Origin of the sequence: Aromatoleum evansii (assembly GCF_012910805.1) — a bacterium.
Taxonomy (GTDB): Bacteria; Pseudomonadota; Gammaproteobacteria; order Burkholderiales; family Rhodocyclaceae; genus Aromatoleum; species Aromatoleum evansii.
On record NZ_WTVK01000004.1, the window covers coordinates 45,213 to 61,603 of the forward strand.

The 16,391-nt window shown below is 65.9% G+C and carries 12 protein-coding genes; 8 read left to right on the forward strand and 4 right to left on the reverse strand.

The window, feature by feature from the left end; translation table 11 throughout:
* Window positions 1–12: 12 nt before the first annotated feature.
* On the reverse strand, window positions 13–879 hold the full coding sequence (locus GO615_RS02885; protein ID WP_169125543.1) for a 3',5'-nucleoside bisphosphate phosphatase: 867 nt from the start codon (window positions 877–879) through the stop codon (window positions 13–15).
* A gap of 652 nt (window positions 880–1,531) precedes the next feature.
* On the opposite strand from GO615_RS02885, the gene gcvH reads away from it, so the two are divergent.
* From gcvH to GO615_RS02900, 3 genes are all read left to right on the forward strand, one after another.
* Window positions 1,532–1,915, forward strand: a complete 384-nt coding sequence (gcvH, locus tag GO615_RS02890; protein WP_169125544.1) for a glycine cleavage system protein GcvH — start codon at window positions 1,532–1,534, stop codon at window positions 1,913–1,915.
* 67 nt (window positions 1,916–1,982) lie between these two features.
* Complete coding sequence (gcvP, locus tag GO615_RS02895; protein ID WP_169125545.1) at window positions 1,983–4,889, forward strand: aminomethyl-transferring glycine dehydrogenase; 2,907 nt, start codon at window positions 1,983–1,985, stop codon at window positions 4,887–4,889.
* A gap of 87 nt (window positions 4,890–4,976) precedes the next feature.
* A complete protein-coding gene (locus tag GO615_RS02900) occupies window positions 4,977–6,593 on the forward strand; it encodes a glycoside hydrolase family 17 protein (protein WP_422614278.1) in 1,617 nt (538 codons plus the stop codon).
* Here GO615_RS02900 and GO615_RS02905 read toward each other — a convergent pair.
* Window positions 6,495–6,941: a hypothetical protein gene (locus GO615_RS02905; RefSeq protein WP_246262120.1), complete on the reverse strand. Its 447-nt coding sequence runs from the start codon at window positions 6,939–6,941 to the stop codon at window positions 6,495–6,497. The genes GO615_RS02900 and GO615_RS02905 overlap by 99 nt on opposite strands.
* A 244-nt stretch (window positions 6,942–7,185) precedes the next feature.
* Between GO615_RS02905 and GO615_RS02910 the strand changes: the two genes are divergently transcribed.
* The gene (locus tag GO615_RS02910) at window positions 7,186–9,843 is read left to right on the forward strand and encodes a glycosyltransferase (protein ID WP_169125546.1); all 2,658 of its coding nucleotides are present in this window, start codon (window positions 7,186–7,188) and stop codon (window positions 9,841–9,843) included.
* A 90-nt stretch (window positions 9,844–9,933) separates the two neighbouring features.
* Here the strand turns inward: GO615_RS02910 and GO615_RS02915 are convergent, their stop codons facing one another.
* Entirely contained in the window at window positions 9,934–10,860 is a 927-nt protein-coding gene (locus tag GO615_RS02915; RefSeq protein ID WP_169125547.1) for a LysR family transcriptional regulator, read from the reverse strand.
* 101 nt (window positions 10,861–10,961) lie between these two features.
* Here GO615_RS02915 and GO615_RS02920 point away from each other — a divergent pair, with 101 nt between their 5' ends.
* The 3 genes from GO615_RS02920 to GO615_RS02930 all read left to right on the forward strand — a co-directional run bounded on the left by GO615_RS02920 (window position 10,962) and on the right by GO615_RS02930 (window position 12,555).
* The gene (locus GO615_RS02920; RefSeq protein WP_169125548.1) at window positions 10,962–11,738 is read left to right on the forward strand and encodes a ferredoxin--NADP reductase; all 777 of its coding nucleotides are present in this window, start codon (window positions 10,962–10,964) and stop codon (window positions 11,736–11,738) included.
* A gap of 119 nt (window positions 11,739–11,857) precedes the next feature.
* Complete coding sequence (locus GO615_RS02925; RefSeq protein ID WP_169125549.1) at window positions 11,858–12,280, forward strand: hypothetical protein; 423 nt, start codon at window positions 11,858–11,860, stop codon at window positions 12,278–12,280.
* Complete coding sequence (locus GO615_RS02930) at window positions 12,277–12,555, forward strand: biotin/lipoyl-containing protein (protein WP_169125550.1); 279 nt, start codon at window positions 12,277–12,279, stop codon at window positions 12,553–12,555. Before GO615_RS02925 ends, GO615_RS02930 begins: the two co-directional genes overlap by 4 nt.
* Window positions 12,556–12,567: 12 nt before the next feature.
* Here GO615_RS02930 and GO615_RS02935 read toward each other — a convergent pair whose 3' ends face one another.
* Window positions 12,568–14,511 (reverse strand): sensor domain-containing diguanylate cyclase, encoded by a 1,944-nt coding sequence (locus tag GO615_RS02935; RefSeq protein ID WP_169125551.1) that lies wholly within the window; start codon window positions 14,509–14,511, stop codon window positions 12,568–12,570.
* Window positions 14,512–14,706: 195 nt separating this feature from the next.
* Between GO615_RS02935 and ettA the strand changes: the two genes are divergently transcribed.
* Window positions 14,707–16,371, forward strand: coding sequence for an energy-dependent translational throttle protein EttA (ettA, locus tag GO615_RS02940; protein ID WP_169125552.1), 1,665 nt, complete (start codon window positions 14,707–14,709; stop codon window positions 16,369–16,371).
* Window positions 16,372–16,391: the final 20 nt, after the last annotated feature.

The following is a 16,391-nucleotide window of genomic DNA, read 5'->3' on the forward strand; positions in this document are numbered from 1 at the left end:
ATGCATTCCGGATCAGGGGAGCCCGGCGGCGACGGGCGCTGGCACCCCGAGTCGCGACCAGACGGGAACGAGGTCGGGCGGCAGCGGATCGCAGCGACCTAGATCGACGGGACTTTCGCTGCTGCCGTGGAAATCGGAGGCGCGCGAGGCGAGCAACCCGCGGCGGCGCGCGACGCTTGCGAAGCGCTGCACGTCCGGAGCGGCATGGGCACCGGAAACGACCTCCAGCGCCTCGCCGCCGCAGGCGACGAAGTCGTCGAAGAGCGCATCCATGTCGCTTGCGGAGAGACGGTAGCGCCCGGGATGGGCGATCACCGCGATGCCGCCGGCCGCGCGGATCCAGCCAACCGCGTCCTCGAGCCGCGCCCACACGTGAGGAACGAAGCCGGGTTTGCCGCGGGCGAGGTAGTAGCGGAACACCGTCCCGACGTCGGGCATCAGTCCGCTCGCAACGATGTGGCGGGCGAAATGTGCGCGCCCCACCATCGCCGGGTTGCGCGCAAACCGGCGCGCGCCTTCGAGCACGCCATGCAGGCCGATGGCGTCGAGCGCATCGCTCATGGCCTGCGCCCGCTGCTCGCGGCCGCTGCGCACCTGCGCCAACCCGTCCAGCAGTCGCGGATTTCGATGGTCTATGCCCAGGCCGACCACATGGATGGTCTCGTCGCGGAAGGTCACCGAGATTTCCACCCCGGGAACCAGCGCAATGCCACACTCGCGCGCTGCGGCCGCCGCCTCGTCGATCCCGCCCACTTCGTCATGATCGGTGAGTGCTAGCAGTTCGACGCCATTGGCCGCTGCGCGCTGCACCACCTCGGCGGGAGTCAGCCAGCCGTCCGATACGGTCGAGTGGCAATGAAGATCGGCATTCGGGAACATGGTTGGGGATCTGGTGCCTCATCCCGGCCGGACGCCGGAACGGATGTTTTTTTCATGATAGCAAACCGCATGGCCGCCCCGGCCGTTGCCAGCCCCTCGACGTGGTGCTATCGTCCGCCCGTCGCGCGGGAGCGGGTGAGCATTCCGGATAGAAAAACGCCGCTGGCAACATCCCGGAGATCGCGCAGGCACGCGGACCGAATGCCGGCCCGGGGGAACGAAGCGCGCGAAAGCGACGCCTGCAGCAGCCGGCATATCACCGGATCCACTGCAGCATCGACCGTAAGCTCGCGACCTCCCGGACACCCGAGTCGGGCGCGCATGGCTCTGCAACGCAGGCCCCAGGGCATTGCGCTGACAGTCTCGACAACCGATTCCGCGTTTCGGCAGGAGCGTCCGGTTCCCATGCAGACGCCTTTTCATCCAGCCTTGTTTCTCGTTCATTTGCCGGCGCCCGATCGTTCCCGCAGCGTCACCCCGCCAACGCAAGCGTGGACGGCCGACATCGCAGGATCGAGGGGCGCTCTGTCGCGCATCGGTCGGCCGGCACCGTTGACCTGCGACGCTGACATCGACAATCGATCATAACGAAAGCAACACCGCATCCGGCACCGAAGCCTGGACTACGAACCTTCCATCACTGGAGCCCGTCATGAGCAACTTTCCCGCAAACCTGAAATACACCAAATCGCACGAATGGATCCGCGTCGAAGCCGACGGCACGCTGACAGTGGGCGTGACCGATCACGCCCAGGAAGCGCTGGGTGACGTGGTATTCCTGGAACTGCCCGAAGCAGGCCGCGGCGTTACCGCGGGTGAAGCCTGTGCGGTGATCGAGTCGGTCAAGGCCGCCTCGGACATCTACGCGCCGGTTTCGGGCGAAGTGGTCGAGTTCAACCAGGCAGCGGTCGATGCGCCCGAATCGGTGAATGCCGACGCCTACGGCACTTGGCTGTTCAAGATCCGGCCGGACGCCGGGGCGGACCTCACCAATCTGCTCGACGCCGCCGGCTACGAAGCCGTCGCCAACGCCTGATTCCGCCGCACGCATCTCCCTCCCGGGCCGGCGATGCGCGGCCCGGCATACCAGTCGAGTTTTCTTCATGTCGAACACCCCTGCCTCCTCCTCCGTGCATGCGCCCCTGTCCGGGCTCGAGCAGCGCGACGCCTTCATTGCCCGCCACGTCGGACCGAATCCCGCTGAGGTCGCCAAGATGCTCGCGGCCATCGGCGCCCCGACGCTGGACGCGCTGATCGACCAGACCGTCCCGTCAGGAATCCGCCTCCCCGGCCCGCTCCCCCTCAGCGGCGCGAAGCCCGAGCACGAGGCGCTGGCCGAGCTGCGCGCGATCGCACGGAAGAACGTCGTGAAGAAGTCGCTGATCGGCATGGGGTATTACGGCACCCTCACGCCGGCGGTGATCCTGCGCAACGTGATGGAAAATCCCGGCTGGTACACCGCCTACACGCCGTATCAGGCCGAGATCTCCCAGGGGCGTCTGGAGGCGCTGCTGAACTACCAGCAGATGGTGATCGACCTGACCGGACTGGAGCTCGCGAACGCCTCGCTGCTGGACGAGGCCACGGCCGCTGCCGAGGCGATGACGATGGCGCGGCGCGTCAGCAAGTCGAAGGCCAACGCCTTCTTCATCGACGAAGCCTGTTTCCCGCAGACGATCGACGTCGTGCGCACCCGGGCCGCCTATTTCGGCTTCGAGCTGGTGTTCGGCCCGGCTGCCGGCGCGGCCGACCACGAGGTGTTCGGCGCGCTGCTGCAATATCCGAACGAGCGCGGCGAGATCGCCGATCTCGGCGGCACGATCGCGGCGCTGAAGGCGAAGGGGGCCGTCACCGCCGTCGCATCCGACCTCATGGCGCTGGTCCTGCTCAAGTCTCCCGGTGCCATGGGTGCCGACATCGCGCTCGGCTCGGCCCAGCGCTTCGGCGTGCCGATGGGCTTCGGCGGCCCGCACGCCGCCTTCTTCGCGACGCGCGAAGCCAATGTGCGTGCGATGCCGGGCCGCATCATCGGCGTATCGAAGGACACGCGCGGCAAGACCGCGCTGCGCATGACGCTGCAGACGCGCGAACAGCATATCCGCCGCGAGAAGGCGAACTCCAACATCTGCACCTCGCAGGTGTTGCTCGCCAACATGGCCGGCTTCTACGCCGTCTATCATGGCCCGGAGGGGCTGCGCACGATCGCGGCGCGGATCCACCGCCTCGCCGCGCTCCTCGCCGAGGGACTGCGCCGGGCGGGATTCGCGGTGCCGACCGCGGCCTTCTTCGACACCCTGCAGGTCGAGACCGGCGTGCGAACCGCGGCGATTGCCGCCGCGTGCGACGCAGCCGGCTTCAATCTGCGCAAGGTTTCGGACGCCGTGCTGGGCATCTCGGTCGATGAGACCACGACGGCCGCCGACGTCGCCGCCGTGCTGCAGTGCTTCGGCGCGGACGCCGACATCGCCGCACTCGACGCCACGGTCGCGGCCTCCGGCGGCGCCATCCCGGCGGCGCTGCTGCGTGACGACGCGATCCTGAAGCACCCGGTGTTCAACACGCACCGCACCGAGCACCAGATGCTCCGCTATCTGAAGAAGCTGCAGAATCGCGACCTCGCCCTCGATCATTCGATGATCTCGCTCGGCAGCTGCACGATGAAGCTCAACGCGACGAGCGAGATGATCCCCGTGACCTGGCCGGAGTTCGCGAACATGCACCCGTTCGCGCCGCGCGAACAGGCCGCCGGATGCCTCGAGATGATCGAAGGACTCGCCGATTACCTCAGGGCCATCACGGGCTTCCCCGCAATCTGCATGCAGCCTAACTCGGGCGCGCAGGGCGAATATGCCGGCCTGGTGGCGATCGCCCGCTATCACGCCAGCCGCGGCGAGGCACACCGCAACGTATGCCTGATCCCGAAGTCCGCGCACGGCACGAACCCTGCGACGGCACAGATGTGCGGCATGGAAGTGGTGGTGGTCGCCTGCGACGACAAGGGCAACGTGGAGGTCGCCGACCTGCGCGCGAAGGCCGCACAGCACGCCGACCGCCTCGCCGCGCTGATGATCACCTATCCGTCGACGCACGGCGTGTTCGAGGAGGCGATCCGCGAGATCTGCGCCATCGTGCATGAGCACGGCGGCCAGGTGTACATGGACGGCGCCAACCTCAACGCCCAGGTGGGGCTGACCTCCCCCGCGCACATCGGCGCGGACGTCAGCCACATGAACCTGCACAAGACCTTCTGCATCCCGCACGGCGGCGGCGGTCCGGGCATGGGCCCGATCGGGCTCGCGGCGCATCTGGCGCCCTTCATGGCCGATCACGTCGTCGCCGCGACTGGCGGCGAGCACCGTCCGAACAAGGGTCAGGGCGCGGTCAGCGCCGCCCCCTTCGGCTCGGCGAGCATCCTGCCGATTTCGTGGATGTACATCGCGATGATGGGCGGCGAAGGCCTGCGCCAGGCGACCCAGGCGGCGATCCTCAACGCCAACTACATCGCCGGCCGCCTCGCCGACCACTACCCGGTGCTCTACACGGGCTCACAGGGACGCGTCGCGCACGAGTGCATCCTCGACATCCGTCCGATCAAGGCGGCGACCGGGATCAGCGAGGTGGATATCGCGAAGCGCTTGATGGACTACGGTTTCCACGCACCGACGATGTCCTTCCCGGTTGCCGGCACCATCATGGTCGAGCCCACCGAATCGGAGGACCTGGCGGAACTGGACCGCTTCATCGACGCGATGATCGCGATCCGCGACGAGATCCGCGAGATCGAGGCCGGCCGCTGGACCGCCGAGGACAACCCGCTGAAGAACGCCCCGCACACCCAGGCCGACTTCATCGGCGACTGGACGCGCGGCTACACCCGCGAGCAGGCCGCATTCCCACTGGCGTGGGTCACCGAGAACAAGTTCTGGCCCAGCGTCAATCGCATCGACGACGTATACGGCGACCGCAATTTGTTCTGCGCCTGCGTGCCGATGGAAGACTACGCAGGCTAAAATCGCGCCGCTTCTCGCCCAACGGAAGCCACGCCACATCGGCGTGGCTTTTTTTCGACCTTCGCCACACGAGCCCCACGCATCTCCATGTCAATGCACGCCCCGTCCACGCCGAACGACCGCAACTGGCTCGGCCTGCTCGCCTCGGCCCTGATCGTGCTGCTGGTCCTTGGCATCATGCTCGTGCAGCAGACCCGGCCGGTGCCGATGCATGATCTCAAGCTCGCGGACGGCGAACGACTGAAGTGCGTCTCCTACGCCCCCTATCGGCTTCCCGGCCAGACGCCCTTCGACGAAAAGCTCGTGATCTCGCGCGAGCAGATCGCCGCGGACCTCGCCGCACTGGCGCAGATCACCGAGTGCGTGCGCATCTATTCGGTCGACCAGGGGCTGGACCAGGTGCCGGCAGTCGCGCGCGAAGTGGGCCTCAAGGTGCTGCTGGGCGCCTGGGTCAATGCCGACGCCAAGCGCAACATGAAGCAGCTCGACCACGCGATCGCGCTGGCCAACGAGTACGCCGACGTCGTCCGCGTCCTGATCGTCGGCAACGAGGTGCTGCTGCGCCGCGAACGGACCGAGTCCGAGATGCGCGAGTTGATCGAGTATGCACGCGCCCGCGCGACGGTACCGGTGACCTATGCCGACGTCTGGGAGTTCTGGCTCCAGCACCCCAAGCTGTCGGAGTCAGTCGATTGGGTCACCGTGCACATCCTCCCTTTCTGGGAAGACCATCCGGTCGCGATCGACCGTGCCGTTGTGCACGTCGCTGAGGTGTTCGACGAGGTCCGCAAGCACTTCGACAAGCCGCTAATGATCGGTGAGACCGGCTGGCCCAGCGCCGGTCGCCAGCGCCAGGGCTCGGAGCCGTCCCAGGTCAATCAGGCCCGCTACATCCGCGAATTCGTGCATGTCGCGCACGAAAAGGGCTGGAACTACAATCTCATCGAGGCCATCGACCAGCCGTGGAAGCGCCGCCTCGAAGGCACGGTCGGCGGCTTCTGGGGCATGCTCGGCACCGACCTGAGTCCGAAATTCCCCCTCGCCGGCCCGGTCGCCGAGCGCTCCGGCCTTGCTGCACCGCTCGCAGGCGCCGCACTCGGGGCGACCCTGTGCCTGCTGCTGGCATTCGGCACGCGCGGGACGCCGGCACGGCTTGCCGCGCTGGCTGCAACCGGCGCGGTCGGCGGGCTCGCCGCGGTTCTCGGCTGGGAACATGCGCAGCTCGCCTGGCGCGACACCTTCGAATGGTGGCTGTTGGGCAGCATCGGCGTCCTCGGCCTGCTGGCCGCCCCGGCGGCTGCGCGCTGGCCGGGCGCCACGCCCATCTGCACCGCGGGCGAGGCCTGGGCAGCCCTTCGCACCGGCGGCCCGGCCCACCTCGGCGCCGGGAAGTGGCTGGGACTGCTGCGCGGCGTCCTGCTGTTCGCCGCGGCGGTCGCGGCCCTGCTGCTGTTCGCCGACCCGCGCTACCGCGACTTCCCGGTGTTCCTCTACCTCGTCCCGACCCTCGTGTTCGGCGTCACCGGATGGTGGGCGGCGAACCGCTTCGGCGTAGAGGAAAAGGTGTGCGGTCTCGTGATCGCCGTGTGCGTCGCAGGCCGCTGGTTACCGGAACCCTTCAACCCGCAGGCCGTCGCGTGGCTCGCCACGGGACTGTTCCTTGCCGCCCCGTGCCTGCGCGCCATTGCGCGCAAGAACCAGTAACGACAGCATCGCGCCGACTGCCGCGTAATCGAAACTGTAGAGCACGAGCCCCGCAATTCCGCTCAACCAACCGGCCCACGCCGCGGGGCGACGGCCGGAGGCGAAGGCGACCACGCCCAGCGCCAGACTCACCCAGCCGAGGCGCTGCTGCATGAAGGCCTGGACGAGGGCCCATTTCACCAGACACAGCCCCTCCGGACCGTCGGCAAACAGCGGCTTGCAGTCAGCCGGAAATGCCCCCGCCTCCAGCACCGCATACCGCAACAGCAGGACCGCCGCCAACACGACCGCACTCACCCCGACCAGACCGGCAATACCACCACCCCGCCGCATTTCCTCTCCCGACAACGCCTTTTTCCTTATTAATCAAAGCCCCGAAAACGAGGCTGAAACGTGTTGCAAATTAACCCACAATCTCTTTGCTAAGCAGAAGAAAAAGCGCATAAACTCCGCGGCCAACGGCTGTACGGGCCCGTATGCACCGATTCTGGCATAGCCGGAAGTATTTTATTGCACCGCAAGGCCCGGTGCCTCGCCCGTCGGGGGCAGGCACCGCGGTGTTTGATGCAGTCCTCGAGGGACATTGATCCTGATGAAAAACGCGGCTTCGCTGATTTACCGAATTGTCGTAGCTCTGATCATTGCCGGAATCGTCGCCGGCGCGCAGTACCTGATTGCAGAACGCTGGAACCGCGGCACCGAATTCGTCGGCGCCGCCAACAGCATTCACGGATACGCCTACAGCCCCTACCAGCGCGAGCAGAACCCGCTGCAGGGCATCTACCCGAGCGACGCCGAGATCGGCGGCGACCTCGATCTGCTCGCCCAGTCCGCCGAGCACATCCGCACCTACGGCAGCCTCGAGACCCCCGCCATCGTTCCGCTCGCGCTCGACCGCAAGCTGACCGTGATGGCCGGTGCGTGGATCGGCCCCGACGAGGAGCGCAACGCCAAGGAAGTCGACGCAGTCATCGAGTCGGCACGCAAGTACTCCCACGTCGACCGCGTCATCGTCGGCAACGAGGTCCTGCTGCGTGGCGACCTGACCGTCAAGGAACTTGCCGTCCACCTCGACAAGGCGCGCAAGGCACTCAAGCGCTCGAAGAAGACCGTGTCGACCGCGGAGCCTTGGCACGTCTGGCTGAAGAATCCGGAACTGGCCAACAGCGTCGATTTCATCACCGTGCATCTGCTGCCCTACCACGAGGGGGTGCCGGTCGAGAACGCAGTCGACTACGCGCTGATGCGCTACGACGAACTCGTGAAACACTTCCCCAAGAAGAAGATCGTCATCGGCGAAATCGGCTGGCCAAGCCGCGGTCCGGTCATGGACAGCCTGGGCGGCGGGGATACGAAGGGGGTCGCCTCCGCCGAGAACCAGGCGCGCTTCATCCGCGAGTTCCTCGCCCATCCGCGCTCGGCCACGCTCGACTACTACATCATGGAAGCGATCGACCAGCCGTGGAAGATCGAGATCGAAGGCTGGGCCGGCGCGTACTGGGGCATGTTCAATGCCGACCGCCACCAGAAATTCGCACTCGACGGCCTCGTCGTGAAGGACGTGCGCTGGCACGACAAGGCACGCACCGCAGGGCTGATCGCCTTCCTGCCAATGTTCCTGATCGCCTTTTTCCTGCGCGACTGGAGCGTGATCGGGCGCCTGTGGCTTGCCAGTCTGGTCCAAGCCTGCGCCGCGACGCTGGTCATCGGCATCAACGTGCCGGCCGACTATTACCTCACGCAGCGCGACCTCATCGGCCTCGCGATGCTCATCGGCGCAACGGTGCTGACGATCGCGGTGCTGCTGTCGCACGGCTTCGAGTTCGGGGAGGTGCTGTTCAAGCGCAAGTGGAATCGCCGCTTCCTGCCCCTGCCCCCGCACGATGCGGACAAGGAGCCTTTCGTCTCGATCCACCTCGCCTGCTGCAACGAGCCGCCGGAGATGGTCATCGCGACCATCGACAGCCTTGCGGCCATGAAGTACCAGAATTTCGAGGTCCTCGTCCTGGACAACAACACCAAGGACGAGGCGTTGTGGAAGCCGCTGGAGAAGCGCTGTGCCGAGCTGGGGCCGCGCTTCCGCTTCTACCATCTCGACAACTGGCCGGGCTTCAAGGCCGGCGCACTGAACTTCGGCCTGCGCCAGACCGACCCGCGCGCGGAAGTCGTCGGCGTCGTCGATGCCGACTACGTCGTGTCGCCCGACTGGCTGTCGTGCCTGATCCCGCACTTCGACGACGCGGAAGTCGCCGTCGTGCAGGCGCCGCAGGCACACCGCGACTGGGAAACGCACCCCTTCCGCCGCATGTGCAACTGGGAGTTCGACGGCTTCTTCCGCATCGGCATGCACCACCGCAACGAGCGCAATGCCCTGATCCAGCATGGCACGATGACCCTCGTGCGCCGCCTCGCGCTCGACGACGTCGGCGGCTGGTCGGAATGGTGCATCTGCGAGGACACCGAACTGGGTCTGCGCCTGATCGAAAAGGGCTACGACACCCGCTACGTCGACCACATCCTCGGCCGTGGCCTCACGCCGGCGGATTTCCCGGCGATCAAGAGCCAGCGCTTCCGCTGGGCCTTTGGCGCGATGCAGATCCTCAAGCACCACCTGCCCGCAATGGTCGGCCCGAGCCGGCTCAACCTCGCCCAGCGCTACCACTTCCTCACGGGCTGGTTCGCGTGGCTGGGCGACGCACTGCAGCTCGTGTTCGCGTTCGCGAGCCTGGCATGGACCGTCGGCATCCTGTTCTACCCCAAGGCCTTCGGCCTGCCCGTGACCTCGCTGGCGATTCCCATCCTCGCCTTCATGGCGTTCAAGGCCGGCCTGGGACCGATCCTCTACCGACGCACCATGGACGCCCCGTGGAAGGACATCCTCGGCGCCTCGATACTGTCGGTCGGGCTCGCGCATGCGATCGCGCGCGGCGTGTTCGCGGGGCTCGTCAAGCGGCGCGGCGAATTCGTCCGCACCCCGAAGGGCTGGAAGGACAAGGGCACCCTCGCGTTCTTCTCGCCGCTGCGCGAGGAGATCGGCCTGCTGGTCGCTCTGGTGCTGGGCGGCGCCGTGCTGGTGCTGCAGCGTGGTTACGACGATCTCGAGGTGCAGCTGTGGGTCGGCATCCTGGCGCTGCAATGCGTGCCCTATCTCGCCTCCATCGCCTGCCAGGTGGCGTCGTACATGCCCGAGGCCGAGCCGGCGAAGGCTCTGGCGAGCAGCTCCGGCGGCACGGCGGGACAGGCCGGGTGAGGCCACACAGGCCCGCATGAGCAATCAGGGCGCCGCATGGCGCCCTTTTCACGTCTGCAGCCGCACCGGCACGGCTCCGGGCCCGAAGGCTCAGGGGATATAGGCGAGCGGAATCTCGTCGCTGGTGCGTGCCCCCGCAGTCATCTCTCGGCACAGGGCAATGAAGGCACGCATGCCCGGCGTGGTGAACTTCTGGCGATGCCAGAGGAAATGGAAGGAGCGCTGCAGGTCCAGTTCCGGCGTATCGACGGGCACCAGGCTGCCGCGCCGGAATGCCTCCCGCAGCGCGAGACGTGAAATGCAGCCGATCCCCAGCCCTGATTCGACCGCACGCTTGATCGCCTCCGTATGCTCCAGTTCCAGGCGCACGTCGATTCGCGCCGCGACATGGCGCATGGCGTGATCGAAGGTTTCCCGCGTACCGGATCCGATTTCGCGCAGGATCCACGGCTGGCGCGTCAGTTCGTCCAGGCTTGCCCGCCGCGCGCTCGCCAGCGGATGCGAGGGTGCGCAGAACACCACCAGCTCATCGTGCAGCCACGGGACGGCCTCGAGATCGGGATGGTGGCAGCTGCCCTCGATCATGCCCATGTCGAGCTCGAAGCCGGCGATCTGCTGGACGATGGTCGCCGTGTTATGCACGCTCAGGTGGATGCGGCTCTCGGGGTGGCGCTGCAGGAAGGTGGCCACGATCAGGGTGCCGAGATAGTTGCCGATCGTGAGCGTCGCGCCGATCCTCATGCTGCCGAAGCCCATGCCGCCCTGGAGCAGATCCTCGATGTCCTCGGCGCGCGCCAGCAGTTCGACCGCACGTGGCAGCAGGCGCTGACCAAGCTCGTTCAGGCGCAGCGACTTGCCGACGCGATCGAACAGGCGCACGTCGAACTGGCGTTCGAATTCCGCGAGGCTGCTGCTCGCCGCAGACTGCGACATTGCGAGATGTTCGGCGGCCTTCGACACGGTGCCTGCGCGTGCCGTCGCGACGAAGACTTCGAGCTGCCGGAGGGTGTGCTTCATATCGATTCAATAGATATTGATTATCCAGATTATCCACGCATCAGCTTAGCGCCACTCACTAGAATCGCTCCATCGGACATCGAAGCGGAGCAAGACCCGAAATGAGCAACCTGGCAACCGAGCGCGTTCTGAGCGTGCACCACTGGAACGATTCCCTGTTCAGCTTCCGTACCACCCGCGATCGCGCACTGCGCTTCACGAACGGCCAGTTCGTGATGATCGGACTCGAGGTCGAGGGCCGCCCGCTGACCCGTGCATACAGCATCGCGAGCCCGAACCACGAGGAGCACCTCGAATTCTTCAGCATCAAGGTACCCAACGGCCCCCTGACCTCGCGTCTCCAGCATCTGAAGGAGGGAGATCCCATCGTTGTCAGCAGGAAGCCCACGGGCACTCTGGTGCTGCACGACCTCAAGCCCGGCAAGCACCTCTACCTGCTGTCGACCGGCACCGGACTGGCTCCCTTCATGAGCGTGATCCAGGATCTCGAGACCTACGAGCGTTTTGAGCGCGTCGTGCTCATCCATGGCGTGCGTACCGTATCAGAGCTGGCGTATCGCGACTTCATCGCCCACGAACTGCCCCAGCACGAATTCTTCGGCGAGTTCGTGCGCGAGAAGCTCATCTACTATCCCACGGTGACGCGCGAACCGTTCGAGAACCAGGGGCGCCTCACGGACCTCATCAACAGCGGCAAGCTGTTCCGCGACATCGGGCTGCCCGAGCTGGACCCCGGCGTCGACCGCGCAATGATCTGCGGCAGCCCGGCAATGCTCAAGGATTGCTGCGAATTGCTCGACTCGCGCGGCTTCCATATCTCGAAGCACATCGGTGACCCGGGCGACTACGTGATCGAGCGTGCATTCGTGGAGAAATGAGCGGGCAGCGGCACTTAATGCCAAATATGTGACCGTTACGTCGGGGCACAACAAGCTGCATGCACAAGCGGCCGTGCAGGAGTACACTTCCATGTACTCGCAGCAAGCCGGATCGAAGCATGGAACTCCCTCGCCGGACGGTCGTGTCCTCTGTGTACGCCGCCGCACGTTTGTCACTCCCGGTGCTGGCGGCGCTATTGGCCATGGCGCCCCCCGCAGCCCACTCCGCTCCGCCACCGGGGCATCCCTCGCCGGGCGCGGCGATGCAGTTGATCCGACCCGGAGTGGACCAGTCCGCTCCCTTGCGCCGCACCGGCGTCGCGCTCGATTCCATCGACGCCAACGAGTACACCTACATCGAAGTCGACGAGGGCGGGAAGAGCTACTGGATCGCCACCGCGCGGATGAACATCATGCGTGGCGACATGGTGCAGTTCGACGAAGGCGTGACCATGGCGCAGTTCTACAGCAAGTTGCTCAAGCGCACCTTCCAGTCGGTGATGTTCGTCGACGCCGTTTCGACTGCGCCCGGCAAGCGATGACGGCGGCGGCCCAAGTCGTCGAGGTCCGCATGCCGAAATTTCCGGAATGCTGGGACAGCTGCGGCAACTGCCGGACCGAGGATGTCTTCGTGCAGAGCGTGCTCGTGCGGGCCGGCGAACGCATCGGCTTCGACGAACCGCTGATCGTCCTGGAAACCGGCAAGACCGCGATGGACATCCCCTCGCCCCGCGCCGGCACCATCGTTGAGGTCAAGGTCGATGAAGGCGATCTGATCGACGAGGGTGACCTGATCGCGCTGGTTGCCGTTGGCTGAGGCCCGCTGCCGCTAACGCACCCGGCATGCGCGATTGCGCCCGCCGAGTTTCGCCCGGTACATGGCCTCGTCGGCACGGCACATCAGCTCGTGCTCGTCCTTGCCATCCTCGGGATAGAGCGCAATCCCGATGCTCGACGAAATGCGCACTTCGCGGCCCTCGAACGTGAACGGCTTTTCGAGCGCGCTGCGGATCTTCTCCGCGACGATCTCGGCATCCGTGTCGGCACTGATTTCAGGCAGCAACACGACGAATTCGTCACCACCGCGCCGTCCGAGCGCGTCGGACGACCTGATCGAACCCTGCATGCGCCGCACGGCCTCGCACAGCAGCATGTCGCCGACATGATGTCCAAGATCGTCGTTGACCTGCTTGAAGCGGTCGAGATCGACAAACAGCAGCGCGAAGCGATGCCCCGAGCGGCGCGCCTGCACGAGCGCATAACCGAGCAGCTCGCCGAACATCAGCCGATTCACGGCGCCGGTCAGAATGTCATGCGTGGCCATGTGGGCAATGCGCCGCTCCGCCTCCTTGCGCTCGGTGATATCCGACAGGAGTGCGATGGCTCCCTTCATTTGCCCCCAACCGTCATTGAGCGGCGCCAGCGAGGCGAGGACCGTCAACTGCCTGCCGTCTCCGCGCGTCAGTCGGACCTCATAGTGCCTGCTTTCCCCCTCGCCGAGGCGGGCGAGCATGGCGTCGCGGCTTTCGCCACCACCTTCGGCCCACAACTCATCGAGCGCCAGTCCGATCAAACTTGACTCTTCGCGCCCGACGAGCTCGATGAATCCCGGATTGACGAAGGTCAGCCTGAACTCCGCATCGGTTGCCGCTATGCCGTCGTGCGCGAGGTTCACGAGCGTGCTGTATTTCGCCTCGCTGCGGCGCAGCGATTCGGTCGTCCGCGCCAAACGGGTTGCCCGCTCGCGGGTGACAACGAAGAACAGCGCTGCCACCACCAGCAGCACACCGACCAGCACGACCGATACGAATTCGGCCTGACGAATATCAGGTTCGGCATCGAAGGACGACAGAGCATGTAGCCGGATGATCCATTCGATCCCGCCGAGTGACACACGCTCGACACTGACCGGATGGGAAGCGGATTCGGGCATCCCGGCATGACTGTCGTAAAGCAGGGCTTCCGCTGCGATGCTGCGGTCAAACACCTGCATGCGGATCTGCCCTGGATGCTGGTCCAGCATCTGGCGCATCAGGCTCGCCATGCGGAACGGCATGTAGACCCATCCCCGGAGCGCTGCCCAGCGCTCGGCATCGGTTGCGACCGGCATTCCGTCCGCGAACAGCGGCATGTAGAGCAGAACGCCCGCCTGCACGTCCGCCTCCGTTTCCTGGACAAGAACCGTCTTCCCGCTCAGGGCAGCATCACCCGAATGCACGGCCCGGTCCATCGCCGCGCGCCTGACCGGCTCGGAATACATGTCGTATCCGATCGCGCGGGCATTGCGCCAGTCAGCCGGCTCCAGCACGACGATGCTGCTCAGCAACGCCCTCTGCCCCTCGGGCCAAACCCGGTAGTCATCGCGCGCGAATTCGCGCATGGCCCGCGTGTGCGCCTCGAGTTGGCCCGGCAGGATCGATTGGGCGAATCCGATCCCCTGCACGCCCGGAAAGTCTTCCTGGAAGGACAGTCGCTGCAGGTAGGTCCGCCAGGCAAGCAGGTCGAGCTCGGCGCGCGATCGCATGAATGCCTGGCTGCCGCGCAACAACATGCGATAGGACTGGAACCGCTCCCGGACCGTGAGGACCACTTCAGCGGAATGGCTCGCCAGATGCACGCGCACCTGCTCGTCATGCCGCTGTCCGAGGTGGCGCCAGACGACCACCGCTGCACCGATCGAGCAAGCGAGGGCCACTGCAATGAATACGCCCCCCCACGGCGACCAGGCACGCATCGGTGCGGTGTCGGCACGCTGAACTTCGGCATCGTGCATTTCGCGATCCATCCGGAGCTGGGGCGGGTCACAGCAACGCACCCACACCGTCATCATGTAACAAAATGATAACGGCCAGCACGACCGGCGGCGCGTGATTCCTTCTCACTTCCACGACAGCGCAAGCGGTGGCGGGCTTGAGGTATCCTTTGCGCACTTCATCATATCGGTTCGACCGAAACAGAAAGCGACCCAATGGCCCAATACGTAATGTCGATGCTCCGCGTGAGCAAAGTCGTGCCGCCGAAGCGGCAGATCATCAAGGATATTTCGCTGTCGTTCTTCCCCGGCGCCAAGATCGGCCTGCTCGGCCTGAACGGCTCGGGCAAGTCGACGGTGCTGCGCATCATGGCCGGCGCCGACAAGGAATACGAGGGCGACGTGCAGCACCTCGCGGGCATCCGCATCGGCTACCTGCCGCAGGAACCGCAGCTCGATCCAACCAAGACCGTCAAGGAAGAGGTCGAATCCGGCCTGGGCGAGATCGTCGAGGCCCGCGTGAGGCTCGAAGAGATCTACGCCGCCTACGCCGAGCCCGATGCGGACTTCGACAAGCTCGCCGAGGAACAGGCGAAGTACGAGAACATCCTCGCCACGGCCGGCTCCGACATCGAGAACCAGATGGAGATCGCCGCCGATGCGCTGCGCCTGCCGGCGTGGGACGCGGTCGTCGGCAATCTTTCCGGTGGCGAGAAGCGCCGCGTGGCGCTGTGCAAGCTGCTCCTGTCCAAGCCCGACATGCTGCTGCTGGACGAGCCGACCAACCACCTCGACGCCGAGTCGGTGGAATGGCTGGAGCAGTTCCTGACCCGCTTCCCCGGCACCGTCGTCGCGGTCACGCACGACCGCTACTTCCTCGACAACGCCGCCGAGTGGATCCTCGAACTCGACCGCGGCCACGGCATCCCGTGGAAGGGCAACTACTCCTCGTGGCTGGAACAGAAGGAAGAGCGCCTCGAGCAGGAGCAGAAGCAGATCGACGCGCACATGAAGGCGATGAAGACCGAGCTGGAATGGGCGCGCTCGAACCCGAAGGCCCGCCAGGCGAAATCCAAGGCCCGCCTTGCACGCTACGAGGAGATGGCCACCGTCGAATACCAGAAGCGCAACGAGACGCAGGAGATCTTCATCCCCCCCGGCGAGCGCCTCGGCGACAAGGTCATCGAATTCAACGGCGTGACCAAGGCCTTCGGCGACAAGCTGCTGATGGACAAGGTCAGCTTCAGCATCCCGCCCGGCGCGATCGTCGGTGTGATCGGTCCCAACGGCGCCGGCAAATCGACGCTATTCAAGATGATCGAGGGCCGCGACAAGCCGGACTCGGGCGAGATCACGATCGGCTCGACCGTGAAGCTGGCGGCGGTCGACCAGTCGCGCGAGGGGCTGGCGAACGACAAGACGGTGTTCGAGGCCATCTCCGACGGCGCGGACGTGCTCACCGTGGGCCGCTTCGAGATGCCCAGCCGCGCGTACATCGGCCGCTTCAACTTCAAGGGTGGCGACCAGCAGAAGATCGTCGGCAACCTGTCCGGGGGCGAGCGCGGCCGCCTGCACCTCGCCAAGACGCTGATTTCCGGCGGCAACGTGCTGCTGCTCGACGAACCGTCGAACGACCTCGACGTCGAGACGCTGCGCGCGCTGGAAGACGCGCTGCTCGAGTTCGCCGGCTGCGCGCTGATCATCAGCCACGACCGCTGGTTCCTCGACCGCATCTGCACGCACATCCTCGCGGCCGAAGGCGACTCGCAGTGGACCTTCTTCGCGGGCAACTACCAGGAATACGAGGAAGACAAGAAGAAGCGTCTGGGCGAGGAAGGCGCGAAGCCCAAGCGCATCCGCTACAAACCGATCACCCGCTGATCCGCATCGCCGCCGGGCTG

What these genes read in the sequence shown, in the direction of transcription:
- GO615_RS02910 (WP_169125546.1), top strand. Translation starts at nt 7,186, where the DNA reads ATGAAAAACGCGGCTTCGCTGATTTACCGAATTGTCGTAGCTCTGATC.
- GO615_RS02900 (WP_422614278.1), top strand. Translation starts at nt 4,977, where the DNA reads ATGTCAATGCACGCCCCGTCCACGCCGAACGACCGCAACTGGCTCGGC.
- GO615_RS02935 (WP_169125551.1), bottom strand. Translation starts at nt 14,511, where the DNA reads ATGCACGATGCCGAAGTTCAGCGTGCCGACACCGCACCGATGCGTGCC.
- GO615_RS02915 (WP_169125547.1), bottom strand. Translation starts at nt 10,860, where the DNA reads ATGAAGCACACCCTCCGGCAGCTCGAAGTCTTCGTCGCGACGGCACGC.
- gcvP (WP_169125545.1), top strand. Translation starts at nt 1,983, where the DNA reads ATGTCGAACACCCCTGCCTCCTCCTCCGTGCATGCGCCCCTGTCCGGG.
- GO615_RS02885 (WP_169125543.1), bottom strand. Translation starts at nt 879, where the DNA reads ATGTTCCCGAATGCCGATCTTCATTGCCACTCGACCGTATCGGACGGC.
- GO615_RS02925 (WP_169125549.1), top strand. Translation starts at nt 11,858, where the DNA reads ATGGAACTCCCTCGCCGGACGGTCGTGTCCTCTGTGTACGCCGCCGCA.
- GO615_RS02930 (WP_169125550.1), top strand. Translation starts at nt 12,277, where the DNA reads ATGACGGCGGCGGCCCAAGTCGTCGAGGTCCGCATGCCGAAATTTCCG.
- GO615_RS02920 (WP_169125548.1), top strand. Translation starts at nt 10,962, where the DNA reads ATGAGCAACCTGGCAACCGAGCGCGTTCTGAGCGTGCACCACTGGAAC.
- gcvH (WP_169125544.1), top strand. Translation starts at nt 1,532, where the DNA reads ATGAGCAACTTTCCCGCAAACCTGAAATACACCAAATCGCACGAATGG.
- ettA (WP_169125552.1), top strand. Translation starts at nt 14,707, where the DNA reads ATGGCCCAATACGTAATGTCGATGCTCCGCGTGAGCAAAGTCGTGCCG.